The organism is Corynebacterium sp. KPL2895, assembly GCF_040225815.1.
In the GTDB taxonomy this organism is placed as follows: domain Bacteria; phylum Actinomycetota; class Actinomycetes; order Mycobacteriales; family Mycobacteriaceae; genus Corynebacterium; species Corynebacterium rhinophilum.
Genome location: NZ_JBEHFY010000015.1, coordinates 45,972 through 66,145 on the forward strand (window position 1 = coordinate 45,972; position 20,174 = coordinate 66,145).

The 20,174-nt window shown below is 59.9% G+C and carries 14 protein-coding genes and 1 pseudogene; 11 read left to right on the forward strand and 4 right to left on the reverse strand.

Annotation, left to right across the window (positions count from 1 at the left end):
• Nucleotides 1–5: 5 nt before the first annotated feature.
• Nucleotides 6–1,168 (reverse strand): annotated as a pseudogene (locus ABRP95_RS07925) (NAD(P)-binding domain-containing protein).
• A 132-nt stretch (nt 1,169–1,300) separates the two neighbouring features.
• On the opposite strand from ABRP95_RS07925, the gene ABRP95_RS07930 reads away from it, so the two are divergent.
• From ABRP95_RS07930 to fbaA, 8 genes are all read left to right on the forward strand, one after another.
• Nucleotides 1,301–2,677, forward strand: a complete 1,377-nt coding sequence (locus ABRP95_RS07930) for a sodium/glutamate symporter (protein WP_284770429.1) — start codon at nt 1,301–1,303, stop codon at nt 2,675–2,677.
• 297 nt (nt 2,678–2,974) lie between these two features.
• Nucleotides 2,975–5,530, forward strand: a complete 2,556-nt coding sequence (clpB, locus tag ABRP95_RS07935; protein ID WP_349839200.1) for an ATP-dependent chaperone ClpB — start codon at nt 2,975–2,977, stop codon at nt 5,528–5,530.
• A gap of 44 nt (nt 5,531–5,574) precedes the next feature.
• Nucleotides 5,575–6,432, forward strand: coding sequence for a sulfurtransferase (locus tag ABRP95_RS07940; protein WP_284770431.1), 858 nt, complete (start codon nt 5,575–5,577; stop codon nt 6,430–6,432).
• A 70-nt stretch (nt 6,433–6,502) separates the two neighbouring features.
• Entirely contained in the window at nt 6,503–8,266 is a 1,764-nt protein-coding gene (locus ABRP95_RS07945; RefSeq protein ID WP_349839201.1) for a TtfA family protein, read from the forward strand.
• Between the two features lie 78 nt (nt 8,267–8,344).
• Nucleotides 8,345–8,899 (forward strand): orotate phosphoribosyltransferase, encoded by a 555-nt coding sequence (pyrE, locus tag ABRP95_RS07950; RefSeq protein WP_284770433.1) that lies wholly within the window; start codon nt 8,345–8,347, stop codon nt 8,897–8,899.
• A complete protein-coding gene (locus tag ABRP95_RS07955) occupies nt 8,880–9,623 on the forward strand; it encodes a TrmH family RNA methyltransferase (protein ID WP_485875486.1) in 744 nt (247 codons plus the stop codon). The genes pyrE and ABRP95_RS07955 overlap by 20 nt, the downstream gene beginning before the upstream one ends.
• A gap of 53 nt (nt 9,624–9,676) precedes the next feature.
• On the forward strand, nt 9,677–10,882 hold the full coding sequence (locus tag ABRP95_RS07960; protein ID WP_349839203.1) for a glycoside hydrolase family 76 protein: 1,206 nt from the start codon (nt 9,677–9,679) through the stop codon (nt 10,880–10,882).
• Between the two features lie 184 nt (nt 10,883–11,066).
• Entirely contained in the window at nt 11,067–12,101 is a 1,035-nt protein-coding gene (gene fbaA / locus ABRP95_RS07965) for a class II fructose-bisphosphate aldolase (protein ID WP_023024081.1), read from the forward strand.
• A 340-nt stretch (nt 12,102–12,441) separates the two neighbouring features.
• Here the strand turns inward: fbaA and ABRP95_RS07970 are convergent, their stop codons facing one another.
• The gene (locus tag ABRP95_RS07970) at nt 12,442–13,500 is read right to left on the reverse strand and encodes an HNH endonuclease signature motif containing protein (protein WP_284770436.1); all 1,059 of its coding nucleotides are present in this window, start codon (nt 13,498–13,500) and stop codon (nt 12,442–12,444) included.
• Nucleotides 13,501–13,677: 177 nt separating this feature from the next.
• Between ABRP95_RS07970 and ABRP95_RS07975 the strand changes: the two genes are divergently transcribed.
• Nucleotides 13,678–14,892 carry an FUSC family protein gene (locus ABRP95_RS07975; protein ID WP_284770437.1) on the forward strand — a complete coding sequence of 405 codons (1,215 nt, stop codon included), beginning with the start codon at nt 13,678–13,680 and terminating at the stop codon, nt 14,890–14,892.
• Nucleotides 14,893–15,017: 125 nt separating this feature from the next.
• Here the strand turns inward: ABRP95_RS07975 and ABRP95_RS07980 are convergent, their stop codons facing one another.
• Nucleotides 15,018–15,833 carry a diacylglycerol kinase family protein gene (locus ABRP95_RS07980; protein ID WP_349839204.1) on the reverse strand — a complete coding sequence of 272 codons (816 nt, stop codon included), beginning with the start codon at nt 15,831–15,833 and terminating at the stop codon, nt 15,018–15,020.
• A gap of 88 nt (nt 15,834–15,921) precedes the next feature.
• On the opposite strand from ABRP95_RS07980, the gene ABRP95_RS07985 reads away from it, so the two are divergent.
• Complete coding sequence (locus ABRP95_RS07985) at nt 15,922–17,214, forward strand: adenylosuccinate synthase (RefSeq protein WP_349839205.1); 1,293 nt, start codon at nt 15,922–15,924, stop codon at nt 17,212–17,214.
• 135 nt (nt 17,215–17,349) lie between these two features.
• On the opposite strand, the gene ABRP95_RS07990 is transcribed toward ABRP95_RS07985, so the two are convergent.
• A complete protein-coding gene (locus tag ABRP95_RS07990) occupies nt 17,350–17,796 on the reverse strand; it encodes a hypothetical protein (RefSeq protein WP_284770440.1) in 447 nt (148 codons plus the stop codon).
• 1,073 nt (nt 17,797–18,869) lie between these two features.
• On the opposite strand from ABRP95_RS07990, the gene ABRP95_RS07995 reads away from it, so the two are divergent.
• A partial coding sequence (locus ABRP95_RS07995; protein ID WP_349839206.1) for a VaFE repeat-containing surface-anchored protein occupies nt 18,870–20,174 on the forward strand: 1,305 nt, incomplete at its 3' end.

The following is a 20,174-nucleotide window of genomic DNA, read 5'->3' on the forward strand; positions in this document are numbered from 1 at the left end:
CCGCGCTACAGACCCAGCACCTTGATAACCTCGCGCGCCGCCAAGCGCCCCGCGCGCGTCGCCCCCACCGTCGAGGCGGTCGACCCATAGCCGGCGAGGAAGACCCGCGGGTTCGCCACAGGCGAGACCTCGTTGCGCATGACAATCCCGCCCTTGCGCGAGCGCAAGCGCAACGGCGCCAGATGGTCCAGCACCGGGCGGAAACCCGTATTCCAAAAGATGACGTCCACCGCCAAGTGCGTGCCCGCCGGATACGGCTGCCATGCCGCCGCGCTTTCCGACGCCCCCGCCACCTCACCGCTCGCAGACTCGCCAAACCGCACACCGGTCGCATCGATGGCATCGAACATGCCGCGCGAGACCAAAACGCCGCGCTCGACCGCATCCAGGTATTCCTGCCAGGGCGGAATCCCAGTGGTCGAGACCACCGAGGCCGGCGGATTGCCGCGAAAGACCCGCTCGCGGACCTTCTTTTCCACATCCAAACCCCACTGCTTATCGAACTCCGTATTCGTAAAATCCGGAGCCCGCCGCGTGGCCCAAGTGGTCTGGGCGAGCCCCTCAAGTTCCAATAGAAACTGCACCGCCGATAGCCCGCCGCCGACGACCAACACGTGCTGCCCCGCAAAGTCCTCCGCCGCCGAATAGTCCTTGGTGTGCAGTTGGTGCCCGCCAAAACTGCCGATGCCCGGAATATAAGGGATATACGGCCTATCCCACGTGCCGGTGGCGTTGACGATGGTGTCCGCGGAAAACTGCTCGCCGGACTCCAGCGTCACGAGAAACGCGCCGCGTGCGCCGCGGGGATTGCGTGCGCCGCTCGCGCCGGGTTCTCCGGGCAGGGCACGGACGCTGCGGACGCGCGCCGGGCGGTAGGGCCGCAGATGGAACTTATCTTCGTAGGCGTCGTAGTAGGCGGCGACTACGTGGGAGGCGGGGGGGAGGAGGCATCGGCAAGCGGGGCGGGCATGCCCGGCAGGCTCGCGATGTTATGGGCCTTTCCCAGCGTCAGTGAATCCCACCGGTGACGCCAGGCGCCGCCGGGGGCGGGGTTGGCATCGATAAGCAAAAAGTCTTGGGCGGGGATAAGGCCGCGGGAGGTGAGCTGGTGGGCCGTCGCCAAGCCTGCCTGGCCCGCGCCGATGATAATGCTGAGGTAGTGCTCCACCGTGCCATTGTAGCGGGGGTGAAAAATCCGCCGTATGTTGTGGCTCACTACATGATATGTAATGTACTTTTTATCTGCGCGCTCGCTGCACGTGAGCGACCTGCCATAACTGCACAGCTAGAAAGGATTCCCATGGAAGATTTTTCCGCTTATACGCTCATGCTGGACGTGGGTTGGATTTCCTTACTCATGGTCATCGGCAATATTTTGCGCCACCAAGTGAAGTTTATCTTCCAGGACTTATTGCTGCCTGCCCCCATTACCGCCGGCCTGATCGGCCTGCTCGTCGGGCCTAACGTGCTGGGGTGGATCAACTTCTCCGATAACCTCGGCGATTACACCTCCATCCTCATTGCCGTGGTCTTTGCCTCGATGGCGTATTCCATGGAAGTCGGCGGCAACATGGGCAAGGGTGCGCGCAATATGTGGGGCTATTCCACCATGATGTTTACCGGCCAGTGGGGCCTTTTCATCGTGCTCGGCCTGCTCTTCTTTGCCCCAGTCTTTGATACCCCCAACTGGTTCGGCATGATGCTGCCGGTTGGCTTTACCGGTGGCTTCGGCACGGCCGCCGCTGTGGGTGGCGCGCTGGAGGGCGTCGGCGCCGAAGCGGCAGCGTCCCTGGGCTTTACCTCCGCGACCGTCGGCACCCTGGCCGCGATTATCGGCGGTGTCATCGCTGGTAACTGGGGCATCCGCAAGGGCAAGGTGTCCTACGTCCCCAAGGAGCTACCGGAAGAGATTCGCCGCGGCTACATCAAGAACCTGGATGAGCGCCCCTCTCTGGGCCGCGCGACCACCAACCCTTCTTCCATCGAGCCGCTCGCGCTGCACTTCGGCTTCATCATCCTCACGGTTATGACGGCGTACGGCGTCAATAAGGGCATTTCTAGCATTTGGGAAAATGTTTCCATCCCGCTCTTTGCGATGTCCATGGTTATCGGCCTCATCTTCCGCGCCATCATGAACTTCGTCGGCGCCGAGGATTACCTGGATAAGGATTCCGTATCCTCCATCTCCGGTGCCGCTACCGATTACCTCATCGCCTTCGGCGTGGCCGCCATTGTTCCTGCCGCTATCGCTTCCTACTGGCAGGCGCTGCTGGTCCTGTTCATTCTGGGCACCATCTTCTGTACGTTCTTCTTGATGTGGTTCCCCGCCGAGTTCTTTGGCGAGCGCTGGATCGAGCGCGGCATCTTCGGCTGGGGCTGGGCGACGGCTACCGTGGCTACCGGCATCGCCGTGCTTAAGATCGTCGATCCGAAGCTGAAATCCGGAACGCTTTCCGAATACGGCATGGCCTACATCGGCTTCGGCCCGTTCGAGATTTCGTGGACCATCATCGCGCCGATGGCCGTGATGTACGGGTTTACCGGCGCGTTCGGTGCCGTCTCGCTGGCCATTTCCATCGGCGTGTACCTGACGTTCAAGTTCATGGGCTTGCTTCCGCCGCGCGGCACGATTTTCAAAGAGGGCATCGGCCACGTGGGCCAGAAACAAGAAACCTAGCCTTCACAAATCCACTCTGTGCAAGCCGGGCTCCCACATTTTTGGTGTGGCGGCCCGGCTTCGGCGTGCAGCCAATTCGCTTGCTTGCCGGGCCCCTAAGCCCCCACCTCGATTACACCGTGCGCCCCCACTACTGGGCCGGCCGGACTTCGGTAGGGCTGTTGTGGCAGAAACCGGAAAGTTGAGCCGGATGGACTCAAAAAGTTCGGGTTGAGTGGAATAGGCTCAACTTTATGTGCGTTATACCAAGTGAATCCTTAAAATGGATGAATAAATCTTAGAAGGAGAAACGTACACATGAGTTCTTTTAACCCCACCACCAAGACACAAGAGGCGCTGCAGGAAGCCCTGCAGACCGCGTCCGCGAATGGCAACCCGGATATCCGCCCGGCGCACTTGCTGGCGGCCATTCTTGGGCAGGAAGGCGGCATCGCCGAGCCGGTGCTTAAGGCCACCGGCGTTGACCCGGATACCGTGTTGAAGGAAGCGCGCGAGCTGGTTAACTCTTATCCCAGCGCCGAGGGCGCCAATATGTCTAACCCGCAATTCAACCGGGATGGCCTGAACGTACTGACCAAGTCGCAGGAATTGGCGGGCGAGCTTGGCGATGAGTTCGTGTCCACCGAAGTCCTCCTCGCCGCCATCGCCGGTTCGAAGACCGACGCTGCCGAGTTGCTGACCGGCCGCGGCGCAACCTACGACGCCATTAAGGGCGCCTTCCCCTCCGTGCGCGGGGCCGCCAAGGTGACCTCGGAGAACCCGGAAGACCAATTCCAGGCCCTGGAAAAGTACGCCACCGACCTCACCGCGCGGGCGCGCGAGGGCAAGATCGACCCGGTCATTGGGCGCGATCAGGAAATCCGGCGCGTCGTCCAGGTGCTTTCGCGCAGGACGAAGAATAACCCGGTGTTGATTGGTGAGCCGGGCGTCGGCAAAACTGCGATCGTTGAGGGCCTGGCCCGCCGCATCGTGGCTGGCGACGTCCCCGAGTCCCTGAAGGGCAAGACGCTTATCAGCCTGGATCTCGGCTCTATGGTCGCCGGCGCCAAGTTCCGCGGCGAGTTCGAGGAGCGCCTCAAGGCGTTTCTGGATGAGATTAAGCAGTCTGAGGGCGAAATCATCACCTTCATCGATGAGCTGCACACCATCGTCGGCGCCGGCGCTACCGGCGAAGGCTCCATGGACGCCGGCAACATGATCAAGCCCATGCTGGCCCGCGGTGAGCTGCGCCTCGTTGGTGCAACCACGCTGGATGAGTACCGCAAGTACATCGAAAAGGACGCCGCCCTCGAGCGGCGTTTCCAGCAGGTCTATGCTGCAGAGCCGTCCGTGGAAGACACCATCGGTATCCTGCGCGGGCTCAAGGAGCGCTACGAGGTACACCACGGCGTGCGCATCATGGACTCGGCCTTGGTTTCGGCAGCGGAGCTATCGAACCGCTACATCACCAACCGCTTCCTGCCGGATAAGGCCATCGACCTAGTCGATGAAGCCGGTTCCCGCCTGCGCATGGAAATCGACTCCTCGCCGCAGGAAATCGATGAGCTTGAGCGCATCGTTCGCCGCATGGAGATCGAGGAGCTCGCGCTGAAGAAGGAATCCGACGCCGCCTCCAAGGACCGCCTGGCCGCCCTGCAGGGCGAGCTCGCGGACCAGCGCGAAAAGCTCGGCGAGCTCAAGGCGCGCTGGGCCAACGAGAAGAAGGCCATCGATGACGTGCAGGATATCAAGGAAGAACTCGACGATCTCCGCCGCCAAGCAGAAATTGCCGAGCGCGATGGCGACCTCGCCCTAGCCTCCGAGATCAACTACGGCAAGATCCCACCGCTGGAAAAGGACCTGGCAGCAGCCGAGGAAAAGGCCGCCGCCCAGCGCAATACCATGCTGGATGAGGAGGTCAGCCCGGATACCATCGCGGAGGTCGTCTCCGCGTGGACCGGCATTCCCGCCGGCAAGATGTTGCAGGGCGAGACCGAGAAGCTGCTGAACATGGAGGCGGTGTTGGGCAAGCGGGTCGTCGGCCAGCGCGAGGCCGTGACCGCTGTTTCCGATGCCGTGCGTCGCTCCCGTGCGGGCGTGGCTGACCCCAACCGCCCGACCGGCTCTTTCCTCTTCCTCGGCCCTACCGGCGTGGGTAAGACGGAGCTGGCTAAGGCGCTGGCGGACTTCCTCTTCGACGATGAATCCGCCATGGTGCGCATCGATATGTCCGAGTACGGCGAGAAGCACTCCGTCTCCCGGCTCGTCGGTGCCCCTCCGGGATACGTCGGCCACGAAGCCGGTGGCCAGCTCACCGAGGCCGTGCGGCGTCGGCCTTATACGCTCGTGCTTTTCGACGAAGTGGAAAAGGCCCACCCCGACGTCTTCGACGTCCTCCTCCAGGTCCTGGATGAGGGGCGGCTTACCGATGGCCAGGGTCGCACCGTCGACTTCCGCAATACCGTCATCATTTTGACGTCCAACCTGGGCGCTGGCGGTACGAAGGACGAAACCATGGAGGCCGTAAAGCGTGCCTTCAAGCCGGAGTTCATCAACCGCCTCGATGATGTGGTGATGTTCGAGCCGTTGTCGGAGGAGCTGCTGCGCGGCATCGTGGACATCCAGCTGCGCGGTCTCACCGAGCGCCTGGAGGCCCGCCGCCTGACGCTGCAGGTATCCGATTCCGCCAAGTCCTGGTTGGCTGACCGCGGCTATGACCCCGCCTACGGTGCCCGCCCGCTGCGCCGGACCATCCAGCAGGCTATCGGTGACAAGCTAGCGAAGAAGCTTTTGGCTGGCGATATTGCCGATGGCGATACCGTCCACGTTGACGTCGCCGATGGCGGCGCGGAGCTGGATATCTCCGCTCGCTAAATTACCGGGCGAAAAATAATGCTCATGCCTTTAGACTGGAAGGCATGAGCATTTTAGTTTCCCCGCAGGAACTCAAAGAATCCATCTACCACGGCGATCGTTTCACCCTCCTCGGCACCCACTGGCAGCCCAAGACGGGCCAAAGCTTCATCGACTTTGCTTCCCAGCACATTCCCACCGCGCTATTTGGCGATACCGGCGCGGCCTTCGTCGGCCTTCCCGGCTCGCGCAATGGCCGCAACCCGCTTCCGGACGAAGATAAGTTGCAGTCCTGGATCCGTTCTTGGGGCCTGCAGGAAGACCGCCCCGTGGTGGTCTATGACGAGGGCCGCGGGCTTTTTGCTGGCCGTGCGTGGTGGACGCTGCGGTGGGCAGGCCTGACTGATGTGCGCATCCTCGATGGCGGTCTGGAAAACTGGCTCGCGCACGGTTACCAAACCCTGACGGGGCCGGGCAATATCGCGGTCGGCTCGACGTTCGAGGTCACTCCCGGCCAGCTGCCTACCGCCACGATTGATGACGTCCGCAAGCACGATGGCGTGCTCATCGATACGCGCTCGAGCAACCGCTTTGCCGGCCGCCGCGAGAACCTGGACTTGAAGGCGGGCCACATCCCGGGTGCGGTCAATGTTCCCGAGCGCCTCTTCCACAACGATGGGGTGCGCACATTGAAGTCGCCGGATGAAATCCGTGAAGTGCTGGCCGCTGCCGGATTGACCCAGGAAAACACCAAGGACGCAATTATCTATTCCGGTTCGGGCAACCACTCCGCGCTGGCACTCGCAGCGATGGAGGACGCAGGATTTACCGGCCTGCGTCACTACATCGGTGGCTGGTCGCAGTGGTCTGCAGACCCGACCAACCCAGTGGAACGCGGGGATAGGACTTCGGTTGACGATTAATTCCAATTAATCGCTCCGATTCCGACTGGTACCGGCACCGTGGGCTGCCGGTACCTATTATTATCGGGAGATGATGGCTTCTTTACTCCTGATTTTCGCACTCGTGCTCGGCATCGCCGGTGGCTTTTTGCTGTACTACGACCGCACGCAGCGCGTAGCCGATGCCCAGCGCGATACTGCATCCCAGCACGACCGGAAAGGCTGGGACACCTGGGAAGACCAGGATGCGCCTTCCCACGCACGCCCCGAAACTAAGGGGGAAACTGAAGAGGATGCGGAAGACGCCGCAGGCTCTGAGGCCGTTACAGATTCTGAGAGCGAAGGCGGTGCTGAGGACCACCCCGGTTTCGCGGCGAAGTACTCGCCGTCCCCCGATGTTGAATCCGATTCTTCCTCCGCTACCTCTTCAGGCCGTCACCATCGCGCTGCAGGCGAATCAGGCCGCAGCGGTGATGACAGGGCGAGTGAAGATAGCGCCAGTGACGCCAATGCCAGCGACGAAGCCCGCGCTAACGACTCCGAGGCTGTTTCAGATAATGGCGTTGTAAAAGGCAGCGCCGCCACTGCTGCCACTGCAGCCAACGCCACCGCCTCTACCGCCGGCCCCAATGACGCCCATGCAACCGGCTCCGACAGCACCAGCAGTTCCGATAACGTCGGCAGTGCCAGTAATACTGGCAGTGCTGGCAGTGCTGGCAGTGCTGCCCGTGCCAACACTGCAGGCAGCACTGAAGAGACGTCGGAAGCTGGCGCAGAAACGGAATCGGGTGCGGCTGACTCCCTCGAAGAGGCAGGCCAAGAGGGGACTGAAGAACAACCGGAAGGTCACGCAAAGCCTAAGCCGGTAGGGCGGCCGCGGCCGCTTATCCCTGGCACCATTCGTCGGGAGCGCAAGAACTGGGCGGAGACCCGGGGCTTTGAGTACATGAAGTCGGACCAGTACCTTGTCGATGAATGGACGAGGGGAGTGGCCTCCTCCGGCGCCGCGCCGAAAGACATCGTTGCCGGCAACGTGTATGGCCACGAAATGTTGCTGATGGATATCGACGGCGTGAATGTGATGGCGATGCGGACGGGAGCGGCATCGGATGTGGTCATTGATTTCCAGCGTTTCGGCAGCCAGGAGGCCGAAATGTCCGAGGACCTGTTAATGGCCATGAGCATCGAAGGTTTCGATGTGTATTCCTCCGATCGCGGCGTGACGGAGCGGATGGTAGACGAACGCGTGCGCATCGCACTGCAACGCATGCCGGAGGTGGTGTCGGCGCTGTGGCTGGAAACCGAGTGGGTTTTGGCACAAACCACCAAGCATTCGCGCACCGCGGATTGGGAGGCAATGCTCCCGCCCCTGGCTTTACTTGCCGATGCTTCCCGCGTCCTCCCACCCCGTTCCTCCTCCGTGCATACCATTCACCTTGAGGACTTGGATCCAGCCAGGGAAATTCCCGCGGCACCTGTGGTCGATGCGGTGGGTGGAACAGCGGCGGCGGGGCAGCCGGAGTTTTCCCGGCCGGTCATTCAACGGCCGGAGGAACCGTTGGATATGCCCTCGCGCACGTACTCCGAGACCCGCGGCCCGGTTGAACACACGGCGATTGGGGCGGACGAGGTCGATGCCATTGCCGATGGCAATGAACGCCCCACGCCCGACTCAGGCACTGCCCGCCTGCCGCGCCAGCAATTTGGGGAGGCTTCCATCTTCGGCGACGCTTCGGGAGATGCTTCTGGCGACGGCCTCGACGCTGCCTCCCGAGACGTCAGTGGCTCGGCCGCTGGACGGGAGAAAGAGAATAAAGGCCGCGGTGACGATTCCGGGTCGCAGCAGGGGGAGTAGCCTAGAATGTTGCGTTGGCCCATGTAGCCAGGGATTTCCCTCACACTCCGAAGAAAACTCTAGAAAAGGAGCAATGCGATGACTGAAGTGCACCTGCAAGAAGACAAGAAGAAGCGTCTCGCGGAACTGGTCAAGGAGCTTGCCGTTGTGCACGGCAAGGTGACTTTGTCCTCGGGCAAAGAGGCCGATTACTACGTCGATTTGCGCCGTGCGACCTTGCACCACGAAGCCTCCCGCCTCATCGGGTCCTTGCTTCGCGAGCTCACCGCGGATTGGGATTTTGCTGCCGTCGGAGGCTTAACCCTTGGCGCGGACCCGGTAGCGACCTCCATCATGCATGCCGAGGGCCGCGATATCGACGCCTTCGTCGTGCGCAAAGAAGCCAAAAAGCACGGCATGCAGCGCCGCATCGAGGGCGCGGATGTGACCGGAAAGAAGGTGCTGGTCGTCGAGGACACCACCACGACCGGCAACTCGCCGCTCACAGCAGTCGCCGCATTGCGCGAAGCTGGAGCAGAAGTGGTCGGCGTAGCTACCGTCGTTGACCGCGCCACCGGCGCCGAGGACGTCATCTCGGCCGAGGGCCTTGAATACCGTTCCCTGCTTGGCTTGGATGACCTTGGACTCGCGTAACGAGGTGGACCAGGCACGCCAGGCCGGGCAGGGCGTGCGCGGCGAGAGTACTGTGCAACAAGAACGGTCCGAAGAGGCGAAGGGGCCGACCGAATGGAATGAGGGCCGCCACGGCGTGGGGCCCTGGGAAGGGCCCTGGCCGCAAGGGCCGGATGCAGAAAAATACGATCCGGAGCTCCTGCGCGAGGGCGACCGACGCAATGTCGTCGACGCGTATCGGTATTGGCGGAGGGAGGCGATTAAGGGGGACATCGATAAGCGGCGGCACAGCCTGCATATCGCCATCGAGAACTTTGAAAATGACGCCAATATCGGCACCGTCGTGCGCACCGCCAACGCCTTTGCCGTCGATACCGTCCACATTGTGGGGCGGCGCCGGTGGAACCGCCGCGGCGCCATGGTGACAGATAGGTATCAGCATCTGCGGCACCATGAGAGCGTCGATAAGCTCATTGCCTGGGCAGCCGAGGAAAACCTCACGGTCGTGGCCATTGATAACACCCCCGGTTGCGTGCCCCTCGAAACCGCCGAACTGCCGGAACGCAGCCTGCTGCTATTCGGGCAAGAAGGTCCCGGAGTAAGCGCCGCCGCGCAAGATGCCGCCCTCATGACCTGCTCCATCGCGCAATTTGGCTCCACGCGGTCCATCAACGCTGGTGTGGCCGCGGGCATCGCCATGCATACCTGGATCCGGCAGCACGCCGATCTGCACAATTCCTGGTAAGAGATCGTTACACTAACTGTAATAAACCTTGCTACTGGAGTGATAAAGAAATCGTGGAAGAAAAGTGGGCCCACCGCGCCGAACTCGCGGAAACCGCCATTGATGAGCGCCATGCGCATTCCGTATGGGGCCTGCCGCGGACCAACCTCGCCATCGTCAGCTGGCCGCCCACCACGAAAGAAAAACTCCTCGTGCACTGGCACTACTGGTGGCAGGCGCACTACCTCGACTGCCTTGTCGATGCCGCGGAGAGGAAGAATACTAAGGCCCGCCGCCAGCGCATCCTCGACACCACGCGCGGGATCCGCGTCCGGAATCTGGCGCAGCTGACCAAGAATAAGTACTTCGACGACAAAGCCTGGCTCGCCCTCGCCCTAGGGCGCGTGGGCGAGGTAAAAAAGATGAAACCGCCCAAGGCGTTAGCGTCTTTGCAGGGAAATATCACCGAGGGCCTCGATGACTCACTGGGCATATTGCCGTGGCGCGATGGCGAGAACTTCATGAACGTGCCGGCCAATGGGCCCGGAGCCATCATGCTGGCGCGAATGGGAAACATTACCGCAGCCCGCCGCATCGTTGACTGGGTCTACGACAACTTGGTCAATGAAGATGGCTTCATCATGGACGGCGTGCGCATGCGCATGGATGGCCCTGAGATCGTCAAACAAGTCCACCCGTATTGCCAAGGCGTGATGTTGGGGGCATGCCTGGAGATTGTGTTGGCGATGCGGGAGGAGTCGAGCATCGGCAAGCTGGAGCAGATCGATAGCGTTTACGAGGCCGAGCTGGCATCCGAGATGATGAGCTACATCATCAAGATCCGTGGCCTGGTGCAGGCTATTGCTTCCGGGATGGCGACTCCGTCTGGCGTCGTGGATTGGGAGACCGGTGATGGTGACGGCGGCCTGTTTAAGGGCATCCTGATGCGCTATCTTGCCGATGTCGCCGTGCGCCTGCCCGGGGATTCGCCCGCCAACCGGGCTACCAAGAAGCTGGCGACCCGGATGGTCGTGGCGTCTGCCGAATCCGTGTGGGAGCACCGGCTCGAGGTCGATGGCCTGCCAATTTTTGGCTCTGATTGGACTGCCGATGCCCGCCTACCGCACAACTACGGCTTCGGGCACACGACCGTCAGTGAAAAGATGGGCATCATTCGCGTGGATGAGCGCGACCTATCCGTGCAGCTGTCTGGGTGGATGCTTCTGGAGGCGTGCGCCCGGGTAGCTCGTGACCTGCATGAAAAATCGGGTCGCGATTAGCTGCGTTTAACCGTGCTGTTAAACGCCTAGCGCGGGGTTTGCCGTGTGGGGGCGCTGCATTTTTGAGAGTTGGGCAGTAAACACAGGAAATGTCACACAAATTTTGCGGCGGAAATCCGGAAATGTGGGCATAATTGGGTGTTGGAACGTGTTTGACCGCAATCCCACTTAAGGATGGAATTTCATGCCAATTGCAACCCCCGAGGCGTATAACCAGATGCTGGACACCGCGAAGCAGAACGGCTTCGCATTCCCAGCCATCAACTGCACCTCGTCTGAAACGATCAACGCAGCACTGAAGGGCTTTGCCGAGGCAGAGTCTGACGGCATCATCCAATTCTCCACCGGTGGTGCAGAGTTCGGCTCTGGCCTCGCGGTCAAGAACAAGGTTAAAGGTGCTCAGGCCCTAGCCGCCTTCGCACACGAGGCAGCGAAGCACTACGGCGTCAATATCGCCCTGCACACCGACCACTGCCAGAAGGAAGTTCTGGATGATTACGTTCGTCCGCTGATGGCCATCTCCCAGGAGCGCGTCGACCGCGGCGAGAACCCGCTGTTCCAGTCCCACATGTGGGACGGCTCTGCTATTCCGATCGATGAAAACTTGGTCATCGCTCAGGAGCTTCTGGAGAAGGCGAAGAAGGCACACATCATTCTCGAGGCAGAGATTGGCGTTGTCGGCGGTGAAGAAGACGGTGTCGAGGCCAAGGCCGGAGATAACCTGTACACGACCCCGGAAGACTTTGAAAAGACCATCGATGCACTGGGCACCGGCGAGAAGGGTCGCTACCTGTTGGCCGCTACCTTCGGTAACGTGCACGGCGTCTACAAGCCGGGCAACGTGAAGCTGCGCCCCGAGGTTCTGCTGGAGGGCCAGAAGGTTGCGCAGAAGAAGCTCGGCCTGAGCGAGGGTGAGCACGCCTTTGACTTCGTATTCCACGGCGGTTCCGGCTCTGAGAAGGAGAAGATCGAAGAGGCGCTGCGCTACGGCGTCATCAAGATGAACGTGGACACCGATACCCAGTATGCGTTTACCAACCCAGTAGCTCGCCACATGATGGAAAACTACGATGGTGTGTTCAAGATTGACGGCGAGGTGGGCAACAAGAAGGTCTACGACCCACGCTCTTACCTGAAGAAGGCAGAGCAGGGTATGTCCGAGCGCGTCATCGAGGCATGCCAGGACCTCCACTCCGTGGGTAAGACCACGGCCAAGTAGGACGAGTCTAAGCCGAAGGCGCGGTCGCGCCGCAGGCACGACGAAGTAGCCGCTTCCCCCTATGCGGGAGGCGGCTTTTCTTATTTCTAGTCCCATTTCTAGACCTAACGCTGGGCCTATCTGCGGGCCGCGAGGATGGGGCGCGGCCTTGCCGGATATGAGACAGAGCAGGCAGGTATGCCAGATCAGCCAGACAAGCTATGCCGGCCCGACCAGCTATGCCAGCGAGATTGGGCATAAATATAGTCTGGTAAGGCCAGGCGGGAACGGCAGATACAGCGGGGACCAGTGGACGAGGCGGACTAGGCAGACCGGCCGGATTGGGTGGGTCAGGCGAGGGCTAGGTAGAACTCCTTGTTGGTCGTGGTGAATAGGCGGGTGAGGGGATAAACCGCGGGTTGCCGCTCCACGGCGGGATCCAGGCGATGCGGCCCTTGATGCGAACCATGCGCCCGCGTGCGGTGGGGCGGGAATCATCATCTTGATTCACCGCATTGTGATGAGCGCAGAGCGTTACGAGGTTTTCTTGGTTTGTGGGGCCGCCGGCTGCCCAGGCGGTGATGTGGTGGACTTGGGCGTCATCGGCAGGCGTGGAGCAGCCGGGCCAAGCGCAAATAGGATGTTCCGCGCGGGCTAGCATGCGCTGCTTCCAGCTGGCCATGCGCTCGGTGCGATACAGGTTCACCGCGCCGTGCTCAGGATGGACCAAGCTGACGTAACCGCGTTGGGCGAGGGTCCGGGCGACGAGCTGGGCGCCGGACATGCGCGCGCCGTTGGAAAGCTGAAGCATGATGTCATCGCCCTGGCCAGCAGTGATGCGGTCTAGCTGGTCAAGGGTGATGATCACATTGGTATGCACCGCAGGCAGCGCGCCGGGATTGCCCTCGAGGATGACCTGCTTGGCGGCTGCGAGCGGGTTTTCCTTATCCACGGAAGCGAGAACGCCCTTGATATCCGCGATATCAGTGGGCTCCGCGGTGATGGAGATGGTGTGGGGACCATCGGGGCGTCGGGTATAGCGGACGCCGTGCGAGGGACGCTTGGCGGGATTGAGCTGTTTGAGGCGCTTCTTTGCGATTGCCGGAATCAGGTGGGCTTCTGCGCGGCAGAGCTCTAGGCGAAGATCCCAACTGCGGTTGGTGTCTTTCACGCGGTGGGCGAAAGACTCGATGCTTTCGAGGATGGCGAGGTCGTGGCCGCGAGAACGAGCGGCCTCGCAGGCGAGGCGCTGCTTGCGGCTATTGGAGGTGCGGCCGAAATATGTGTGCTGGAGGCGGGCGAGTTGCGCGGCGAGGAGCTGGCTGGCGCCGGCTTCGATGAGCTGCTGTTCGGAGCATCCCTGAAACTCGGCGACGAGGTCCACACCGCGACGGCAAAGTTGTAAAAATTCTGTGTTCACGGCTCCTGACGGTAAAAGCGGAACGGGTACGCGGCAATGGATGGGTAAGGCGAAACGGCGATTCTGTGGAATTCTCGCGCGGCGGGGGTTGGTGTCGCACGCATACAGCGGGTTATCCACAACCTGGCGCAGGCCGGGATGCGGGTATTCGGGGGCGGTGGTAGACAGCGGTCTTCTATGCTGGAGGACATGTCGGAAGCGAAACAAAGAGTCTCAACGAGGCAAATGCTGCGGGTGGTGGACCGTTCAGTATTATCGCGTCTGCAACGCATCCGTTCGCGCTTCGTTTATATAATCCAGGCCACCGTCGGTGCCGCATTGGCGTATTGGGTGGCTAGCTCCCTCTTTGGGCATCCGCAGCCGTTCTTCGCGCCCATCTCGGCTGTCATCATTCTGGGGCTTTCGGGCGGGGACAGGATGAAAAGGGCAGTGGAGATGTCACTGGGCGGCATCGTCGGCGTGGCCTTGGGCGATTTGCTGTTCCAAGTGGTGGGGCAGGGGCCGTTCCAGATCCTCTTCATTGTGGGAGCAGGCCTGGTTGTGGGGTCTTTTATTACGAAATCGCCGCTGGTGTCCAACCAGATTGTCTTTGGTTCCATCCTTATTGCCACGATTTTTCCGCCCACCGAGGGACCGGGTGGCCTGCACCGGGCGATCGACGCGATGATTGGTTCCGGCATTGGGCTTATCACGATTGCGCTTATCCCGAATTCCCCGCTGAAGGAAGCTCGGCGCGAGGTGTCGAAGGTGTTGAGGATTGCATCCAGCATTCTCAACGACGTCACGCATGGCATCCGCGATACCAATCCCGAGATTATTCGCGATGCCCGCGATGCGGTGCGCGGCACGCAAAATGACGTGAATACGCTGCTGAGCGCGGCGCAATCGGGCAGGGAGGCATCGGAAGTATCGCCGCTTTTGTGGACCTCGCGCAGGAGCATTCGGTCCCTAGAGCGCATCCTATTGCCGGTAGATAATGCGGTGCGCGGGGTGCGGGTGCTATCGCGCCGCGCGCTAGTGCTTACTGAAGACGGCGATACCGTATCCGCAAAGCAGCTAGAGCTCCTAGAAGAGCTATCAGAAATTATCCTCGCGGTGGGAGAGCTTTACGGCCGGCAAAAGCGGGACCACGATGAGGCGATAGAGATACCCGAACTCGTGCAGCGGCTGCGCTACGTGGGCGGTCAAGCGGGCATGGATCTTATCGAAGAAGACGCGACGCTTTCTGCATATACGATCCTCGCGCAGACGAGGTCCATCGTCGTGGACATGCTCATGGTCTGCGGGCTTTCGCGCGAGTCCGCCGTCGCGCACTTGGTTCCTACCTCTACGCACCCGGCGTTCCCGCCGGAGGTGTGGGAGCGCAAAGATAAGCAGAAGGGGCAGAATTAGCAGGACCTCGCCCGCATATCCGCTGAGCGGGGCGCTTGCAGAGTTGTGCGAGCTGAGTCAACCGAGAGCCGAGTCGGCGGAGACGGGGTGAGCTGGCTGAACCGGCGTTAGCTGTGACGGGTGGACTAGGGGCGCACTACTTGGAGGTCGCGCAGGTGGCGGTAGAAGGTGACGCGGGTGAGGGGGCGTTTGTGGGGGATGGCATCGACAAGCACGCGCAGTTGGGGACCGCCTGCCTGGACCGCGCGGCCGGTGTGGACGGAATCCGGGTCGAGGCGGCCGGGCTTGCGCAGCAGAGAGCGCAGGCGGCCTTCGGGCTTGACTGGAGAGGTTGCGCGGGCCGCCAGGATGCCAGGGGCATCGGTCATGGGGACGAGCCGCGCGCCAAAAGTGCCGCGGCCGGAGGCGGCGAGGGTGTCATCATCGATGATGATTTCACCGGTAAGCGGACCATTGGACCAATCTGAGATGGTTGCTGAGCCGGCGACGGCCTGGCCGGAATCATTGCGAATGAGCGGCACCGGGCGAACCGGGGCGGTGCGGGCGAGCTCGAGGGCCTCCTGTGGCGCGCCGGGCAGGCCCCAATTAGCGGCGGCGGCCGACTCGCCCGTGGGAATGAACGCTACCTCGGCCCACAGGTTATCGGCGCGCATGAGCCGGGTGATGACGGCGTTCAGCGCCGAATCCGAGCCCGCAACCACGATGCGCAGGCGGTCCTCTAGGTAAGGCTCCTGCGGTGCGGCGGCAGGGGCGCTGAGGTGGCGGACATCGGGCTGCGCGGCGATCTCGTCAAGCGAAGGCGTGGGGTCGTGGGGGAGGAGGTTGGTGGCGGCGGCATCGATAAGCGAGAGCTCCTTGCGGGAAGGAACGGCCGAAAGGTCATAGGCCTCTGCGGGCAAATCAACGCCGGGGGCGCCGCAGCGGAGGAACAAAAAACGCATGCACATCATGCTACGTGGGCTATTGCGGCCAGAAAAGTGTAAGGTAAATGCGTATTTTGGCTTCAATAATGAGGAAGTGACTTAAAAGATGGCAGCGATCGTCATTGTCGGCGCCCAATGGGGCGACGAAGGCAAGGGCAAGGCTACCGATATCCTTGGCGGGAAAGTTGACTACGTAGTCAAGCCGAACGGCGGCAATAACGCCGGGCACACCGTCGTGGTCGGCGGTGAAAAATACGAGCTGAAGCTCCTGCCCGCCGGTATTCTTTCTGAAAACGCCACCCCTGTGCTGGGCAATGGCGTGGTGATTAACCTCGAGGCGCTCTTTGATGAGATTGATGGCCTGGAAGCGCGCGGGGCGAATTCCTCCCGCCTGAAGATTTCCGCGAATGCGCACCTCGTGGCGCCGTATCACCAGACCATCGACCGCGTGCAGGAGCGCTTCCTGGGCAAGCGCGCGATTGGTACCACCGGCCGCGGCATTGGGCCGACCTACGCTGATAAGGTCGCGCGCATTGGCATCCGCGTGCAGGATATTTTCGACGAGTCCATCCTGCGCCAGAAGGTCGAGTCCGCGCTGGAGATTAAGAACCAGATGCTGGTGAAGATGTACAACCGCAAGGCCATCGAGGCCGAGCAGATTGTGGAGTACTTCTTAAGCTACCGCGACCGCCTGCGCCCCATGGTCATCGACGCCGAGCTCGAACTGAACGAAGCGCTTGCTAATGGCCAGAACGTACTCATGGAGGGCGGCCAGGCAACCATGTTGGACGTTGACCACGGCACCTACCCGTTCGTGACTTCCTCGAACCCGACTGCGGGTGGGGCATCGGTTGGCTCTGGCATTGGGCCGACGCGGATTAAGACCTCGTTGGGCATTATCAAGGCCTATACCACCCGCGTTGGCGCCGGCCCGTTCCCCACCGAGCTCTTTGATAAGTGGGGCGAGTACCTGCAGACCACCGGTGGCGAGGTTGGCGTGAACACTGGGCGCACGCGCCGCTGTGGCTGGTACGATTCCGTGATTGCTCGCTACGCCACGCGCGTGAATGGCTTTACGGATTACTTCTTGACCAAGCTCGATGTGCTTACCGGCATTGGGGAGATTCCTATCTGCGTGGCTTATGACGTTGATGGCAAGCGTTACGACGAGATGCCGGTTACCCAGTCCGAGTTCCACCACGCCGAGCCGATTTTTGAAACCATGCCGGCGTGGGACGAAGACATCTCCGAGTGCACCACCTTCGAGGATCTGCCGCAGAAGGCGCAGGATTACGTGTTGCGCTTGGAGGAACTGTCCGGCTGCCGCATCTCTTATATCGGTGTCGGCCCTGGCCGCGACCAGACCATCGTGCGCCACGATGTCATGGAAGACCAGTAACGGACGTAGCTGCGTGGATGAGCTCGGACTAGCTACGAGCTCATAAAAGAAAAAGAAGGGGCGAGGTACCTTGGTGAGGTACCTCGCCCCTTCTTTAGGATCCTTGGGGCTCCCCGAGGCTATGCCCGATCAGCTTTAGTAAGCGGCGGTCAGGTTGTCGTAGCCGTTGATCTTGAGTGCTTCCAGCACGCGGTCCACGGCTGCCTGGTCAGTATCCGGGTTATAGGTGTCCGGGAAGGTCAGGTGTGCGCTGTGGCTGTCCTTGAAGTCGATGTTCATGAACTCGTGGCCCAGCTCGTCGGTAGCGAGCGCGAGTTCGCGCTGCACAGCCAACTTACCGCTCTGCAGGATGGGTGCAGAGTAGTCCTGGTCTCCGTTGATTACATCTTCCTTGTCACCGGTGATGCGGCCCTTTTCGGCGTGAGCGCCGGGCTCATCGGACTGGTCGGTGGACTGCTCAGCGTCAGCGGTCTGGGTTACCTCTGGCTCAGCAAGCTGGTCTTGGGCGTCAACTGGGCCGGTGCTGCCGGTTAGAGGCAATACAGCAGCGATGGCGCTAGCAATAAAAGAAGGAATAGACATTTCCGATCCTTTCTGGGTTAGTGTTCGAAACCGTTAGAGATACTAGCACCGTAGAAGGTGGGTGACTATGTGAAATTTATCTTGTTGACTGCCCCATTAATAATATATTTAGGAGTCATTGGCGAAAGGCGATGCTTTTGGTTAAATAAGAGATGTCAGACCTACATTGCCTGTATTGTAGGATGATAATCCTCACAATATAATTTTGGGTGTAATGCAACACATTTTAATGAAGTCCGGAAACCGCTAGAACATGACGCTGGTAATGGACGGGGTTTAATGGGGTGCAAACTATTGAAGCGCTATCCAATTTCTGTTGAGTTTTAGAAAAGTAGGCTCGAATTGTGGTTCCCTGCATCCTTTAGTGGGCCTTCCGGTTACTGCACGACTTTTATGGATGGTGCAATTTCCCGCGAATTACGCACGCTTTACTATGATGTGCGAAACGCTTCGAGGTTTTCTTAATCATTGCGTGCAGGGGGTGTAGGTAGTTGTGTTTGGTGATCTACACTATTGAAGGCAAACGAGCTATCTAGCGGGCGAGACAAGGCAAACGGGCCTTGGTTACAGCTAGCAGGCTCGTTAAAGGAGTACGAGCATCAGGTTGGAAACGAGCAGTCAACCACATGGTTATAGCCTTTTTAACCGCTTCGACAAGTATCGATAATCCCGACTTCGCACACAAACAACTTGACACGCTCACGAGGGTGGGCTCCGCCGAAGCTTGAGTTATCGAATGTCGGCCAATGTTAAAGAAGGATTATAAAAACAATAGTTTTTATTGGATAAACCTGGACATCAAGGTAAAAAACAAGAAAAGCTCAGGGTACTTCAGGTTTCTAGATATATTGCTTAATAAAGCTTTGCAATGTGTAATTATATAAAGTCGGCTGGTTGTTGGCTTACATTTGTGCGTGGTATCCTCCCAGGTGAGCAGCGAGTAGGAATCAAGATTCGGGTTGTACCCTGGGTTTATCCTTGGTGTGTCCAGCCTCAAACTCAGATTTTACTCAGGAAAGTAGCTCACTGCGTAAGAATACAGCCGTAAAATTCGATTGCCTGAAGAGGGAAGAATGAGTAAATTGAGAAGAATACCTCGAGAGGGGAGAGTGGCTTTAACTGCAGTTCTTGCTGTAATTGCAGTAACTTTGGCTATGGTTACTGTCACGGGGGCAAGGGCTGAGGCTGCTGAGCCGACGGACTTCGAACCGAATTATGACATGGGGCTCGAGAGTGTACGTAATTCTGGGGATGATAGCTGGGGCCCGTTGGTGTGGGCCGGTACGCCACCTGAGGGAAACTCCACTGGAAATGCAGCGAACGATGTTGGGTGGGGCTGGTGCATTGACTACACGCAGGCGGACCCAATGCACAAAGGTGGTAGCTATAAGAAGTCTACTGCAGGTGCTCTAAGTTTCGATGACCCAAAGTATCAAGATGCTGTTATCGGACTCGCACTGAAGTTGCGAGATGCACAGGAAAATGGTCAAAAGCAGTTGGCGAAGAAATATATTGTGTATTTGAGTGCAATTATTTCTGATCCGTCGGGTCGTGAAGCGGCCATCAACTTCATAAACGGAAACCTAGGCTATGGAGACGCCAACAACGTGTCGCGTTTCCAAGGATTTGAGGGCAGCCCGCAAGAATTTACAGAGCTGACGGGGCTTCGTATCGTAAAGACTACCGCTCAAAACCTCGACGATCAGTTCGATGTTGATCCAAGCGTTAAAATTGATAAGCAGCCCGCTGATGCATTCCTGACTATTGTCGGGCCAAACGGAATTTATAAGCATACCTCGGGCGGCGGCCAGCGTGTTTTGCCTCCGGATCAGCCCGGACTCCCTGACGACGACGGCGGCGAGGATAGGAATCCGGAGATTTCTACTCAGGCTGAGTTTGCCGGAGATGCTGATCAGGTTGTTGCTGGTGCTAAGGTGACCGATACCGTTGAGTACAAGGACTTGGTCCCAGGGAAGAAGTACACCCTGAATGCGGAATTGGTTAATAAGGCAGACAAGTCTGTGGTTGGTAAGGGTGAGAAGACCTTTACTCCGCAGGAGTCGGCTGGCAAGGTTGATGTTGAGATCACTGTTGATAGTGATGTGACGGAGCCGGTTGAGGCTGCGGTTGCTTTTGAGGAGTTGACTTCTACTGAGGTTGATGCCAAGGGTGAGGAGACTCCGGATGCTGAGAAGCCGAATAAGGTTGCTGAGCACAAGGACATCGATGATGCGGATCAGACGGTAACGTCTAAGAAGGATGAGAAGCCTGAGAAGTCTGATAGGAATCCGGAGATTTCTACTCAGGCTGAGTTTGCCGGAGATGCTGATCAGGTTGTTGCTGGTGCTAAGGTGACCGATACCGTTGAGTACAGTGAC

Bases quoted from the DNA above. Each gene is read 5' to 3' on its own strand.
- ABRP95_RS07930 (WP_284770429.1), top strand. From the start codon at position 1,301: ATGGAAGATTTTTCCGCTTATACGCTCATGCTGGACGTGGGTTGGATT.
- clpB (WP_349839200.1), top strand. From the start codon at position 2,975: ATGAGTTCTTTTAACCCCACCACCAAGACACAAGAGGCGCTGCAGGAA.
- ABRP95_RS07940 (WP_284770431.1), top strand. From the start codon at position 5,575: ATGAGCATTTTAGTTTCCCCGCAGGAACTCAAAGAATCCATCTACCAC.
- ABRP95_RS07945 (WP_349839201.1), top strand. From the start codon at position 6,503: ATGATGGCTTCTTTACTCCTGATTTTCGCACTCGTGCTCGGCATCGCC.
- pyrE (WP_284770433.1), top strand. From the start codon at position 8,345: ATGACTGAAGTGCACCTGCAAGAAGACAAGAAGAAGCGTCTCGCGGAA.
- ABRP95_RS07955 (WP_485875486.1), top strand. From the start codon at position 8,880: ATGACCTTGGACTCGCGTAACGAGGTGGACCAGGCACGCCAGGCCGGG.
- fbaA (WP_023024081.1), top strand. From the start codon at position 11,067: ATGCCAATTGCAACCCCCGAGGCGTATAACCAGATGCTGGACACCGCG.
- ABRP95_RS07975 (WP_284770437.1), top strand. From the start codon at position 13,678: ATGCTGGAGGACATGTCGGAAGCGAAACAAAGAGTCTCAACGAGGCAA.
- ABRP95_RS07980 (WP_349839204.1), bottom strand. From the start codon at position 15,833: ATGCGTTTTTTGTTCCTCCGCTGCGGCGCCCCCGGCGTTGATTTGCCC.
- ABRP95_RS07985 (WP_349839205.1), top strand. From the start codon at position 15,922: ATGGCAGCGATCGTCATTGTCGGCGCCCAATGGGGCGACGAAGGCAAG.
- ABRP95_RS07990 (WP_284770440.1), bottom strand. From the start codon at position 17,796: ATGTCTATTCCTTCTTTTATTGCTAGCGCCATCGCTGCTGTATTGCCT.